The sequence below is a fragment of the Actinoallomurus acanthiterrae genome (assembly GCF_054775715.1).
Genome location: NZ_BAAHCO010000001.1, coordinates 10804799 through 10817675, shown reverse-complemented (window position 1 = coordinate 10817675; position 12877 = coordinate 10804799). Strand labels below are relative to the sequence as shown.

The following is a 12877-nucleotide window of genomic DNA, read 5'->3' as shown; positions in this document are numbered from 1 at the left end:
TCGGGTCCGGCCCGGTCGCGGCCGGACCCGGCCGACGCCGCGGACGGTGCCGTCGTCCTTCAGTCGATGAGGCGGCGGCGCATGCCGCGTACGGCGAGGACCCACATCAGGGCGGCGAACAGCGCGAGCGCGCCAATGTGACCGAGGTCGGCCAGCGGGTGGAAGCCGAACGCAGCGTGCCGGACCAGCTCGACGCAGTGATAGAGCGGGTTGAACCGGGCGGCCGTGCGGGCCCAGCCCGGCAGCCCGTCGACCGGGAAGAACGTGCCCGCCACCAGGAAGATCGGGGTGAGCACCCCGCTGATCACATAGTCGAAGCTGTTGATCGACGGGACGATCGTGGACATCCAGGTGCCGAACAGCGCGAACCCGATCGCCGTGAGGGTCGTGAAGACCGGCACGGCGAGCATGCCGGCGGCCGGGCGCAGGCCGAAGGCCAGTGCGACCAGCAGCGGCACGCAGGAGAACAGCCCGCCCTTGACCGCGATCCACGACGTCTCGCCGGCCACGACCTCGTGCACGTCCACCGGCGCCGCCAGGACCGCGTCGTACGAGTGCTGGTAGGTGCGCCGGATGTAAGTGTTGAACATCCCCGGGAACGCCGACGTGAACAGGGACGCGGTCGCCACGACGCCCGTGCCGACGAAGTCGACGTAGCGGTAGCCGGCGATGCTCCCCAGCAGCGACCCGAACCCGAAGCCGAACGCCAGCAGGTAGATCGTCGGCTCGACGGTCGCGGCGAAGGACGTGGAGGTCCAGTAGCGCCGGAACAGCGCCAGCTCCCGCCGCCAGACACCGCGCACCGGCGCCCACTCGAATCTGCGGAGTCTCGTGTCAGCCAACGTTCTCTCCGGTCAGGACGACGAACACGTCCTCGAGGTTGGCCGCCCGCCGTACGACCCGGTCCCCGTTGCCGAGGGCGTCGGCCAGCGAGGGCGGGATGTGCTCAGCGCGCAGCACCGACACGGTCGGGCCGGTGCGGCGGGTGGGCAGGCCGGCCCGCCGTACGAGGTCCTCGATCTCCGCGAGCCGGCCGGGCGGGCCATGGTGCTCCTCGACGCTGCCGCCGGCGTGGTGGGCGATGAGGTCTCCGGGGCTGCCCTGGGCGACGATCCGGCCGCCGGACATCAGCGCGCAGGTGTCGGCGAGCCGCTCGGCCTCCTCGATGTAGTGCGTGGACATCAGCACGGTGGTGCCCTCGTCGCGCAGCCCGGCGATCAGCCCCCACAGGTCGGCGCGGACCTGCGGGTCGAGGCCGACGGTGGGCTCGTCGAGCAGGACGAGGCGGGGCGAGTGCACGAGCCCGCGGGCGACGAGGAGCCGCCGGCGCATGCCGCCGGAGAGGTTCACGACGCGGGTCCCGGCGCGGTCGGTCAGCTGGGCGATCTCCAGGGCGCGGTCGACGGCCGAGCGCCGCGCGGCCCGGGGCACGCGGTACAGGTGGGCGAAGACCTCGAGGTTCTGCCGGACGGTGAGCTCTTCGTCGAGGTTGTCGGTCTGCGGCACGACGCCCATGAGCGCGCGCGCCTCCTTGGACCCGGCCGGGACGGGATGGCCGAGGACGGTGATCTCGCCCTCGTCGGCGCGGGACTGGGCGGTCAGCATGCGCATCGTCGTCGACTTGCCCGCGCCGTTGGGGCCGAGCAGCCCGAGGCAGACACCGGCCGGGACCTCCAGGGTGAGCCCGTCGACTGCGGTGACCTGCGATCCGTCCTTGTCGCGGTATCGCTTGACGACGTCGCGCAGGATGATCGCCGGGAGGTCCGCCATGAGCCCACGCTACGAAGCCCCACCGACCGCGCGCCAGCGAATATCGTCGAGCCGTGGAGTTGCCGTGGAAACCGAACGACCAGCACGTGCCGGCGCGTGACCTGCGCGCCTCCGACGCCGACCGGGAACGCGTGGTCGAGTTGCTGCGCGACGCCCACGGCGACGGCCGGCTGACCGTCGACGAGCACGCCGAGCGCGTCGAGGGCGCCTACGCCGCCCGCACGCTGGGCGAACTGTCCGAGCTGACCGCCGATCTGATCCCCGCCGAGCAGCAGCCGATCCAGATCGAGCACCGGCCCCTGATAGCCCTCTTCGGCACGGTACGGCGCGGCGGGCGCTGGGTGGTGCCGATGAGCCTGCCGGTGTCCGCGTTGTTCGGCACCGTCGAGATCGACCTGCGGGAGGCCCTGCTGCAGCGCCGGCACGTCGTCGTGCGGGCGGCGATGCTCGGCGGGCGGCTCCGCCTGCTCGTCCCGGAGGGGGTGCGCGTGGAGTTCACCGGCCGCTCCGTCCTCGGCTCGCGGGACCTGCGGGTGCGGGCGCCGTACGCCGACGACGCCCCGGTGGTGGAGGTCAGCGGCGTGGTCGTCCTCGGGTCGGTGGGCGCCCGTACGCCCAAGCGGCGGCGGCGCTGGCGGGTGGCCCGCCGCCGAGCGTGACGGAGCGGCGGCAAGACCAGCAGGTCATGGCCGTTCGATAACGGTTAAGACTCCTAGCTCTGTCTCCTCTTGAACTGGTACGGACCAGCTCCTATCGTTCAGAGCCATGCGCGATTCTGCTCGATGAGCGGCTGAATCGTGCAGAACCTTTCATGCAGGTGAAAGGAGGCGGCGGCGCGAGCCGCACAGCTGTGCCACGCCAAACGGCTGCTCGAAGGGTGAGTCGAGGGGCCGGGCCGGGGGATTGGCGAACCCATCAGAAGACAGTGACCGGGGACGTCGCGCGCACCCGCGTGGCCCCGGAGCCGATGCATAAGCAGAAGGCGGGGACAGGTGAAACGGCATCTCATGGGCGCCATCGCCGCGGGTCTCACGGTGGCCCTCGGTGTGAGCGGATGCAGCAAGGGCAGTTCGTCCGGCGGTGGCGGTGACAATAAAACGATCAGGTTCGTCGCCGCGATCTACGATGACAAGACCAAGGGCCTCTGGGACAGTCTGATCAAGACGTTCGAGGCGCAGAACAAGGGTTACAAGGTCAACCTGGAGATGGTCGACTGGACCCAGATGGACGCCAAGGTCAAGACCTACGTCCAGACGAAGCAGACGCCCGACATTCTGAACTACAACGCGTTCGCCGACTTCGCCCGCGACGGTCTGCTCTTCCCGACCTCGGACGTGTTGTCGCCGCAGGTGTCCAGCGACATCCTCCCGTCGTTCGTCGACGGCGACAAGTACAAGGGCACGCAGTACGCCGCGCCGCTGCTGTCCAGCGTCCGGCTGTTCTTCTACAACAAGGACGTCTTCAAGAAGGCCGGCATCGACGCGCCGCCCAAGACGTGGGCCGACGTTCAGTCCGACGCCCAGAAGATCAAGGACAAGGTGAAGGGCGTCTTCCCCTTGGGCCTGCCGCTCGGCGCGGAGGAGTCCCAGGCCGAGTTCTTCATGTGGGCGATGAACAACGGCGGCGGCTACGTCGACCAGTCCGGCAACTGGGCGATCGACAGCGCGGCCAACGTGGACACGGTCAACTACCTCAAGGGCCTGACCAAGAGCGGCCTCACCCAGCCGAACCCGGAGACGACCGACCGTAAGGACGTCTTCAACGAGTTCGCGCAGGGCAAGATCGGCATGCTGAACGGCGCGGTCTTCATGCCCGCGGGCTTCATCAACAAGGTCAACGCCAAGCTGCCGTACGCCGTCGCGCCGCTGCCCAGCAAGTCCGGGTCGGCGTCCAGCACGCTCGGCGTGCAGGACTTCCTGGTGGCCTTCAAGAACAACGGCGGCAAGAAGAAGGACGCCGTCTCGAAGTTCCTGAACTTCTTCTACCAGACGAACAACGTGGCCAACTTCCAGAAGGAAGAGGGCTTCCTGCCGGTGACCAAGTCGGCCGGCGACGTGATCGGCAGCGCCGTTCCGTACGACAAGCCGTTCATCGACGCCCTGCCGAACGCGAAGTTCTACCCCACGGGCAACGCCGCCTGGGGACCGCTGGCGAACACGATCAAGGAGAAGCTCGGCACCGCCATCACCGGCGACCCGAAGAGCGTCCTGAGTGGCCTCCAGCAGACCGCGCAGAAGAACGGCTGACGGACGGCCCGTGCACGACACCATCGAGACGCGCGGCGCCGGGGCCTCGACCCCGGCGCCCGCGCCGCCGTCGAGGAGCACCCTCCGCCGGTTCGGCCGGGCACTCGCCCCGCTGCCCTGGATCGGTCCCGCCGTCATCCTGATCGGGGCCGTGGTCCTGTGGCCGGTGATCGAGATGGTCCGGACGTCGCTGCTGAGGATCAGCTCGTCCGGGGCGACGCTCGGCAGCCGCGGGACCGGCAACTACCGTGACCTGTTCGACGAGACGGACCTCGTCAGCGTGCTGCTGCGCACCGTGGTGTGGGTGGTCGGCGTCGTCGTGGTGACGATCGTGGTGTCGCTGGCGCTCGGGCAGTTGCTCAACGCCCGCTTCCCCGGGCGGCGCGTGGTCCGCTGGGCCGTCATCGTGCCCTGGGCCGCGTCGGTCCTGATGACCGCGCTGACGTGGAAGTGGATGCTCAACTACTACTACGGCGTCGTCAACAAGGTCCTCCAGGGCCTCGGGCTCATCGACCAGCCGGTGAACTGGCTGTCGCACCCCACGCAGGCGCTGATGTGGATGATGTGGGTCGCGGTCTTCGTCTCGCTGCCGTTCACCTCGTTCGTCATCCTGGCCGGCCTGCAGACCGTCCCGGGCGACGTCTACGAGGCGGCCCGGGTCGACGGCGCCGGCCGCGCGCGGACGTACTTCCGCATCACCCTGCCGCTGTTGCGGCCGTCCCTGCTGGTCGCGGCGATCATCAACGTGATCAACGTCTTCAACTCCTTCCCGATCATCTACGCGATGACCGGGGGCGGACCGGGGAGCAAGACCGACACCAGCACGACCTTCATGTACAAGCTCGCCTTCACCGGCACCGGTGACGTCGGGGAGTCCGCCGCGATGGCGGTCGTGAACTTCGCGCTGATCCTGATCCTGGTGCTGGTGTACCTGCGGGTCGTCGGCTGGCGCGGGGAGGCGGAAGCATGAGCAGCCTGAGCACGCCGCGCCCGCAGGGCCGGGGAAGATCGGCCGGGCGCGACTGGTCGAAGCTGGCCCGCCGGACCATCCTCGCGGGTGTCGGCTACCTGGTCGCGTTCGTCTTCGTGGCGCCGTACCTGGAGATGGCGCTGACCGCGCTCAAGCCCGATCGCGAGCTGACCAAGTCGCCGACCACGTTCCTGCCGAAGCACTGGGACTTCGCCAACTTCGTCAACGTGTGGAAAGCGGCGCCGATCTGGAAGAACATGCAGGTGTCGCTCATCGTCGCCGCCGTGGCGACGCTGATCGCACTGGCGGTGGCGCTGCCGGCGGCGTACTACACCGCCCGCAACCGGTTCCGCGGACGTGGCGCGTTCCTGCTGCTCGTGCTCGTCACCCAGATGTTCGCGCCGACCGCCCTGGTGATCGGCATCTACCGCGAGATGGTGGCGCTCAACCTGACCGACACGCTGTTCGGTCTGATCCTGGTCAACGCCGCCTTCAACCTGCCGTTCTGCGTGTGGATCCTGCACGGGTACTTCTCCAGCATCCCGAAGGCGCTGGAGGAGGCCGCCTACCTGGACGGGGCGGGCAAGGTCAAGGCGCTGACCCGGGTGACGTTGCCGCTGTCCCTGCCCGGTCTGGTCACCGCGGTGATCTACACGTTCATCGGGGCGTGGAACGAGTACGTGGTCGCCCTGACGATCACGTCGTCCCCCGACCGCCAGCCGCTGACCGTGGCCGTCCCCGGATTCGTCACGTCGTACCAGCAGCACTGGCAGTACCTGTTCGCGACCTCGCTGATCGCGATCGTGCCGGTGGTCGTCCTGTTCGTCCTCATCGAGCGTTACCTCATCGGCGGCCTCACCGCCGGCTCGGTGAAGTAGCCGCCGTGGGAACGGAGCGGGGGCGGTCGCGCCCCCGCTCCGTACGTTCAGGAGGCGGCGTCGAAGTCGATCGCGGAGTAGGCCCGGAGCTTGGACAGCCGGTGCTCGCTGTTGATCCGGCGGATCGTGCCGCTGCGGGAGCGCATGACGAGCGAGTGCGTGGACGTGATCCCCTTGCCGTACCGGACGCCCTCGACCAGCTCGCCGTCGGTGATGCCGGTCGCGGCGAAGAACACGTCGTCGGAGGTCACCAGGTCGTCGGTGGTGAGCACCCGCGACAGGTCGTGCCCGGCGTCGATCGCCTTCTGCCGCTCCGCGTCGTCCTTCGGCCACAGTTTGCCCTGGAGGATGCCGCCGAGGGACTTGATCGCGCAGGCGGCGATGATGCCCTCCGGGGTGCCGCCGATGCCGAGCATCAGGTCGATGCCGGTGCCCTCGCGGGCCGCCATGATCGCACCGGCCACGTCGCCGTCGGTGATGAACTTGATGCGCGCCCCCGCCTCGCGGATCTCCTTCACGATGCCCTCGTGCCGCGTCCGGTCGAGGATCACGACCGTCACGTCACCGGCCGAGCAGCCCTTGGCCCGGGCGACGGCGCGGATGTTGTCGGCGACGGGCGCCTCGATGTTCACCACGTCGGCCGCTTCCGGCCCGGTCGCCAGCTTCTCCATGTAGAACACGGCGGACGGGTCGTACATCGTGCCCCGGGGGGCCACCGCGAGCACGGCGATCGCGTTGTTCTGCCCCAGAGCGGTCAGCCGCGTCCCGTCGATCGGGTCGACGGCCACGTCGCAGTCGGCGCCGCTGCCGTCCCCGACCTGCTCGCCGTTGAACAGCATCGGCGCGTCGTCCTTCTCACCCTCACCGATCACCACGACGCCGTTCATCGACACGGTGTTGATGAGCTGGCGCATGGCGTTCACGGCGGCCCCGTCGGCGCCGTTCTTGTCGCCCCGGCCGACCCATCGGGCCGCGGCCATCGCCGCCGCCTCCGTCACGCGTACCAGTTCCAGGGCGAGGTTGCGGTCGGGGGCGTGGGCTTCGGTGGCCAGCGGGGACGATACGGTCGTTTCTTCAGTCATGGCGATCCGGGCCTTTCCTGCGGGCTTTACCTGACGGGTCACCCCGGCGGGTCTCCTCCGATCGTATTTCCGAGCAGACAGGGCGTAATCTAGGGCCGTCATGAGCAGCGACATCGAGTGGCAGGCCGGCGAACGGCCGAAGCCGGCCGGCGGGCTCCGCGCCCGGCGCGTGTTTCGCGTGGCCCCGACCCGACGAGGAGCGCGCCAGTGAGCGTCGAACCGGTTTCGCGTATGTCGGATCGAGGCGCCGCCACGCGGAGCGCGCTGCTGCAGGCCGCCCGCGACGTGTTCTCCGAGGCCGGGTTCGCCCAGGCGGCGGTCACCGACATCGTCGCCAAGGCGGGGGCCAGCGTCGGCAGCCTCTACCACCACTTCAGCGGCAAGGCCGATCTCTACCTGACGCTGTTCGGCGAGTTCCAGGCCCGCCAGCAGGAGCGCACGCGCGAGGCCGTCCACACGGCCCGCGACGCGGGCGAGACCGACCCGATGCGCGTGTTCATCGCGGGCGCGCGCGCCTACCTCGACGGCTGCCTCGCCGAGCCGGACCTGTCCCGCCTGTTCGTGTCCGGTGACGGCCCGCCCGGGTTCGACCGGGTGCTGCACGACCGGCTGCGGACCTGGGCCCGGCGCAACGCCGCGCTCTTCGACGCGGGCGACGGCGACGTCGACGAGGCGCTCGTGGTCGTGCTGACCGGTGCGGTGTCCGGCGCCGTCGCGGAGGTGGCCCTGTCGGAGGACGAGGACGCCTCCCGGCGGCTGGCCGACGACGTGCTCGTGATCATTTCGAGTCTGGAGGGCCGGCGTGAGCGAAGGCCGTGAGACGGCCCCGGTGACGAACGACCCCGTCACCTCCTCGGACTCACCGGCGTCCCCGGTGAGCACCGCCTCCCCGGAGCAGGCGCCGGACGCACAGGCGCAGGCCGGCGAGGGGCCCATCGTCGTGTCGCCGTCGGTGTACCGGCGTCTCATGTCCGGGTTTCCGGGATTCGCGATGGCGATGCTCTCCTGCCTGGTGATCGTCGGGTTCGTGCTGCTGGTCACCCCCCGGCGCAACCCGAACTCGATGCCGCAGGTCGACTACCGCTCCGACGTGAACGGCCTGGTGGCGACCGCGCCGTTCACCGTGCAGGCACCCCAGGGGCTGGGCCCGAAGTGGTATCCGACGAGCTCGCGCCTTACGGGCCGGGCGAACGGCCCGGTGGGCTGGCATCTCGGCTTCTACACGCCGGACAAGCAGTACGCCGCGCTCGAGCAGAGCAATGAGGGACCCGACGGCAGCGCCGGGTTCGTCTCCCGTATGACGAGCCAGGGCAGGCCGGACGGCTCCCTGCAGGTGGCCGGTGCGACCTGGGACAAGACGTTCCGGAAGGACAAGCACCAGCGGTCGCTGGTGCGGCGGCTGCCCGGCGTCACGCTGGTCGTCACCGGTACGGCCTCGTACGAGGAATTGGCCATCCTGGCGGGCTCGCTCAAGCCGCAGCCGAAGAGCCACTCCTAGGATGTCCGTAACCCCCCGGTAGCGGGGAAAGTCATGTAACTTGTGGGGCTATGGGGACCCTACTGATCGTCGCGCTTGCGAAATGCAATGCAGGCACACACCTCCCCATGGAGACACACCAAGGTGGACTCCTCATTCGCAGAACATGAACTGCTTTCGGATTCCGCGGGCGGGCGGTTCACGTCCCTGAGCGGACGCGAACGCACGAGCATGGCGGCGGCCGTCGCCCTCGTCGTCGGACTCGCCCTCGGCGGTGGAGGCTGGCTCGTCTACCGGAACCACACGGCCTGTCAGGACCGGACCCTCACGGTGACGGCCGATCCGGCCATCGCGGCGGCGGTGACCGAAGTGGCGAGCCGCTACAACGCGTCGAAGTGCGCCGACGTGAACGTCGTGACCGGCGACTCCGCGCAGACGGCGCGGGTCCTGGCCGCCGGTGACACGACGGCCGACGCCCGGCCCGACGTCTGGATCGCCGACTCCTCGCTGTGGTTCGACGGAGTGAAAGATCTCGCGGCCCGCTCCGCGCCGTCCGTGGCCTCGTCGCCGGTGGTGTTCGCCATGACGCCGGCCGGTGCCAAGCAGTACGGATCCGCCCTGGTGAAACAGGGCTGGGGCGGTTTCCGTGACGACGAATACCGCCTGCGGCTGCTCGACCCCGAGCCGTCCGCGACGGGGATGGCGTCGCTGCTGGCGCTCTCGTCCGCCGCGGGGAAGGGCACGGCCGGGCTTCAGGCGTTCAGCCGCATGCTGGAGGACGTCAAGCCGTCGTCCGACGCCGCGGATGCCGTCAACGCCCTCGGCGACCAGAGCGAACCGCCCGTGTTGCCCCTCTCGGAGCAGACGATCTGGCGGCAGCGGCAGCAGGGACGCCAGGTCGCGGCGGTCTACCCGCAGGCGGCGCCGGTGCTCGACTTCCCGTACGCCGTCCTCGCCACGGACCGGGGGCGCAGGCGGATCGCGGCCGGACTGCTCACCGCACTGCGCTCGCCCGACGGGGCGGCCCGGCTGCACGACGCCTGGCTCCGTACGCCCGACGGCGCCGCGGGCCGGCTCGTCTCCGCCGGCCTGCCGGCCGCCGCACCGCGCGTGCTCCCGGTGGTGAGCCCCGGAGCGGCGCGCACGATGCGCGACACCTGGCGGAAGATGCGAACGAGTCTGCGGGCACTCGCCCTCGTCGACGTGTCGGACGCCACGCTCGCCCGCCTGGGGTCGGGCACGCGCACGCAGATGATGGCGACGTCGCTGAACAGCGGCTTCTCGTACCTGGACGACGACACCGAGTTCGGGCTGTGGTCGTTCCCCGGCACCGGCTCCCACCCGTACCGGAAGCTGGTCGAGGTCGGCCGGATGCAGGAGATCGGAGTCGGCGGCACCCGGCGGGCGCGGCTGCAAAAACAGATCTCCGGGCTGCGGCCGCAGAAGGGGAGAGACGGCGGCCTGTACGACGCGATCCTCGACGCGTACCACGAACTGTCGCGGGACTACCGGCCCGGCATGCTCAACGAGGTCCTCGTCTTCACCGGCGGCGCCTCCGGCGAGCACGACAAGATCTCGCTCGACCGACTGGTGACCCAGCTCAAGAAGGACTTCGACCCGGAACAACAGGTGAACATCACCCTCCTCGCCTTCGGGAAGGGCATCAAGATGGCGCCGCTCAAGAGGATCGCCGAGGCCACGGAGGGCGTCGCCTACAACGTCCAGAACGATCAGCAGATCATGACGTTGTTCCGGTGCGCCATCGCCCTGAAGGTCCAGGACGACCTGCGCTGTTCCCAGTGACCCATGAACAGCACCCTGTCCTCGCGGCTGACCGTTACCGTCCGGCTGCTCATGTACGCGCGTCTGCTGCTGCTCGCGATGGCCGTGGTCCTCGTGCCGAGCGAGCAGTTCACCCCCACGGTGCTCGTCCCGATGGGCGTCGTGGCCGCGATCTCGCTCGCCGTCGCCCAGGTGCCCCGGCGGCTGCTGCCGTTGCTGGCCCGCAGTCCGCTCACGCTCGCCGTGGACGCCGCCGTGGCCTACCTCGTGCTGCAGGCCGCCGGGGCCTTCGGCCCGTACTTCCTGTTCAGCGTGGTCACGTCGGCCCTCGCCGGAGTGCTGTACGAGTGGCCGGGACTGCTGTTCGTCTGCGCGCTGCAGATCGCCCTGTACGACCTCGCCGCCCGCTCGATCGCGAGCGTCAACCTCCAGGCGGTGGTCGCACTGCCCGTCTTCTACCCGGTGGCGGGGTGCATCGGCGTCGCCGTGCACCGGCTGCTCGTGCAGTTCGCCGAGGCGGAGGAGGCCCGCCGCAGGGCCGAGGTGGTGGCGGCGTCCGCGGAGGAACGCCTGCGGCTCGCCCGTGACATGCACGACTCACTGGCCAAGACGCTGCACGGCGTCGCGCTCTCGGCGGCCGCGCTGCCCGCCTGGGTGCGCAAGTCCCCGGAGCGCGCCGAGCAGGAGGCACAGAACATCGCCACCGGCGCGAAGGTCGCCGTGGCCGAGGCCCGCGAGCTCATCGCCGGCCTGCGGGACGGCGGAGAGAGCCGGCCGCTCGCCGCGGCCGTCCGCCAGATGGCGGAGGACTGGGCGGCGGGCACCGGCGTCACGGTGGTGGTCGTCACCGAGGACGAAGTGGAGCTTCCGCCCGTCCGGCGGGCGGAGACGCTGGCGATCCTGAAAGAGGCGCTGACGAACGTGGAACGACACGCCGCCGCCGACACGGTGCAGGTCGGCCTGACCACGGACGACCGCGGCGTGCGGCTGTGGGTGCGCGACGACGGGAAGGGCTTCGAATGCCCGCCCGAGATGGCGGACCTGACGGCCGACCTGGCGCGGGGAGGTCACTACGGGGTCGTCGGAATGGGAGAACGAGCCAGGCGGGTCGGCGGCGAGCTCACGCTGGCGTCCTCGCCCGGGAAGGGCAGCACCCTCACGGTCAGCCTGCCGGAGGTTCACGGAGCACGGGAGACGGTTCGATGATCAGCGTCATGGTGGCGGACGACAACCCGGTGGTCCTCATGGGGCTCGTGGCCCTGCTCGAGACCGCCGACGACGTCAAGGTGGTCGCGACGGCCGGAGACGGCCGGCAGGCCATCGACCTCGCGCGGCAGCTGCGCCCCGACCTCGTCCTCCTCGACGTGCGCATGCCCGACGTCGACGGGGTACGGGCGGCCCGGACGCTCAGCACCATCACCAAGGTGCTGATGCTCTCCTACAGCGACGACTCCGAGTCGATCCGCTCGTCCATCCAGGCCGGCGCCGTCGGCTACCTCATCCACGGATCCTTCTCCCCGGACGAGCTCGTCGTGGCGATCCGCGACGTCGTCGCCGGCCGGGCCAACCCGCTGTCCGCGGTGGCGGCCCGCGTCGTGGTGCAGACCCTGCAGTCCGCGTCGGGCGCCTCACCGGCGGGCGACGAGTGCCTGGGCCTGTCCACGCGCGAGGTCGAGGTGATGCGGCTCATCACGCAGGGACGCTCGAACGTCGAGATCGCCGACGAACTCGTCCTCTCCGAGAAGACCGTCAAGAACCACGTCAGCCGCATCTACGCGAAACTCGGCGTGCGGACGAGGGCGGCGGCGATCGCCCGCTGGCTGGGCACGGCGAGCTCCTGATCCCCGCGATCGGACCCGGCGGGGGTCAGAAGGGCGCGCTCTCCGGGCGTTCCGCGGGCTCGGCGCGCTCGGCCATGGCGGCCGCGAGCCGGGCCCGGGCCCCCTCGAGCCACTCCTCGCAGATCGCGGCCAGTCTCTCGCCGCGCTCCCAGAGCGCCAGCGACTCTTCCAGGGTGAGCCCGCCCGCCTCGAGCCGCCGCACGACGTCCGTCAGCTCGTCGCGCGCCTGTTCGTAGGACAGCTCCGGTTTCTCCTCCGCCACATTCCCCACCCTAGAGCCTGTCTCGAAGTCCCCGTCCGTAGGACAGCGGGCCTTGAGACAGGCATTGAGGGCGGCGGACCTAGGATTCCGTCCATGCCCCTCGTACGCGTCGCGACCGTCTCCGACATCCCCGAGCTCGTACGGCTCAGGGCGCTGCTCTTCGCCGGCCTGGGCGGCCACGGCTGGGGAGCCCCACCTCCCGGCGAGGAGTGGCGGCGGGCCTGCGCGGACGCGCTGCGGGAGCGGCTCGCCGAGGACACGGTGAAGATCCTCGTCATCGACGGCGACGCCGGCCTGGCGGCGTGCGGCATCGGGACCATCGACCGGCGGCTGCCCAGCCCGTACACCCCGTCCGGGCTGATCGGGCACGTGTACGGCGTGGTCACCGACCCGGCGTACCGGCGGCGCGGCCACAGCCGCTCGATCATGGAGGGGCTGCTCGGCTGGTTCGCCGAGCGGGGGATCCGCAGGGTCGACCTGACCGCCAGCCCGGACGGCGAGCCGCTGTACCGCGCTCTCGGCTTCGCCGAGCACCCCGACCCGACGCTCAGCCGCAAGCGGTAGAGGGC

14 protein-coding genes are annotated in these 12877 nt (G+C 70.4%); 10 read left to right on the top strand and 4 right to left on the bottom strand.

What is annotated here, in order from left to right:
• Positions 1-59: 59 nt before the first annotated feature.
• Together ACYVF7_RS51020 and ACYVF7_RS51015 are read right to left on the bottom strand one after the other, a co-directional pair.
• Positions 60-842, bottom strand: coding sequence for an ABC transporter permease (locus ACYVF7_RS51020; RefSeq protein WP_460354200.1), 783 nt, complete (start codon positions 840-842; stop codon positions 60-62).
• The gene (locus ACYVF7_RS51015; protein WP_460354197.1) at positions 835-1770 is read right to left on the bottom strand and encodes an ABC transporter ATP-binding protein; all 936 of its coding nucleotides are present in this window, start codon (positions 1768-1770) and stop codon (positions 835-837) included. The genes ACYVF7_RS51020 and ACYVF7_RS51015 overlap by 8 nt, the downstream gene beginning before the upstream one ends.
• A gap of 53 nt (positions 1771-1823) precedes the next feature.
• On the opposite strand from ACYVF7_RS51015, the gene ACYVF7_RS51010 reads away from it, so the two are divergent.
• The 4 genes from ACYVF7_RS51010 to ACYVF7_RS50995 all read left to right on the top strand — a co-directional run bounded on the left by ACYVF7_RS51010 (position 1824) and on the right by ACYVF7_RS50995 (position 5864).
• A complete protein-coding gene (locus ACYVF7_RS51010) occupies positions 1824-2429 on the top strand; it encodes a DUF1707 SHOCT-like domain-containing protein (RefSeq protein ID WP_460354195.1) in 606 nt (201 codons plus the stop codon).
• 333 nt (positions 2430-2762) lie between these two features.
• A complete protein-coding gene (locus ACYVF7_RS51005) occupies positions 2763-4016 on the top strand; it encodes an extracellular solute-binding protein (RefSeq protein ID WP_460354192.1) in 1254 nt (417 codons plus the stop codon).
• A 10-nt stretch (positions 4017-4026) separates the two neighbouring features.
• Positions 4027-4986, top strand: coding sequence for a carbohydrate ABC transporter permease (locus ACYVF7_RS51000; RefSeq protein WP_460354189.1), 960 nt, complete (start codon positions 4027-4029; stop codon positions 4984-4986).
• On the top strand, positions 4983-5864 hold the full coding sequence (locus ACYVF7_RS50995) for a carbohydrate ABC transporter permease (protein ID WP_460354186.1): 882 nt from the start codon (positions 4983-4985) through the stop codon (positions 5862-5864). The genes ACYVF7_RS51000 and ACYVF7_RS50995 overlap by 4 nt, the downstream gene beginning before the upstream one ends.
• Positions 5865-5911: 47 nt before the next feature.
• Here ACYVF7_RS50995 and glpX read toward each other — a convergent pair whose 3' ends face one another.
• Positions 5912-6946 (bottom strand): class II fructose-bisphosphatase, encoded by a 1035-nt coding sequence (gene glpX / locus ACYVF7_RS50990; protein WP_460354183.1) that lies wholly within the window; start codon positions 6944-6946, stop codon positions 5912-5914.
• 231 nt (positions 6947-7177) lie between these two features.
• Here glpX and ACYVF7_RS50985 point away from each other — a divergent pair, with 231 nt between their 5' ends.
• The 5 genes from ACYVF7_RS50985 to ACYVF7_RS50965 all read left to right on the top strand — a co-directional run bounded on the left by ACYVF7_RS50985 (position 7178) and on the right by ACYVF7_RS50965 (position 12046).
• On the top strand, positions 7178-7765 hold the full coding sequence (locus tag ACYVF7_RS50985; protein WP_460358550.1) for a TetR/AcrR family transcriptional regulator: 588 nt from the start codon (positions 7178-7180) through the stop codon (positions 7763-7765).
• A complete protein-coding gene (locus ACYVF7_RS50980; RefSeq protein WP_460354181.1) occupies positions 7749-8444 on the top strand; it encodes a DUF4245 domain-containing protein in 696 nt (231 codons plus the stop codon). The genes ACYVF7_RS50985 and ACYVF7_RS50980 overlap by 17 nt, the downstream gene beginning before the upstream one ends.
• Before the next feature lie 123 nt (positions 8445-8567).
• A complete protein-coding gene (locus ACYVF7_RS50975; RefSeq protein WP_460354179.1) occupies positions 8568-10226 on the top strand; it encodes a substrate-binding and VWA domain-containing protein in 1659 nt (552 codons plus the stop codon).
• Between the two features lie 3 nt (positions 10227-10229).
• The gene (locus ACYVF7_RS50970) at positions 10230-11411 is read left to right on the top strand and encodes a sensor histidine kinase (RefSeq protein ID WP_460354177.1); all 1182 of its coding nucleotides are present in this window, start codon (positions 10230-10232) and stop codon (positions 11409-11411) included.
• The gene (locus ACYVF7_RS50965) at positions 11408-12046 is read left to right on the top strand and encodes a response regulator (RefSeq protein ID WP_433181187.1); all 639 of its coding nucleotides are present in this window, start codon (positions 11408-11410) and stop codon (positions 12044-12046) included. The genes ACYVF7_RS50970 and ACYVF7_RS50965 overlap by 4 nt, the downstream gene beginning before the upstream one ends.
• Before the next feature lie 25 nt (positions 12047-12071).
• Here the strand turns inward: ACYVF7_RS50965 and ACYVF7_RS50960 are convergent, their stop codons facing one another.
• Positions 12072-12308, bottom strand: coding sequence for an exodeoxyribonuclease VII small subunit (locus ACYVF7_RS50960; RefSeq protein WP_360880474.1), 237 nt, complete (start codon positions 12306-12308; stop codon positions 12072-12074).
• Between the two features lie 93 nt (positions 12309-12401).
• Here ACYVF7_RS50960 and ACYVF7_RS50955 point away from each other — a divergent pair, with 93 nt between their 5' ends.
• Positions 12402-12872 (top strand): GNAT family N-acetyltransferase, encoded by a 471-nt coding sequence (locus ACYVF7_RS50955; protein ID WP_460354173.1) that lies wholly within the window; start codon positions 12402-12404, stop codon positions 12870-12872.
• Positions 12873-12877: the final 5 nt, after the last annotated feature.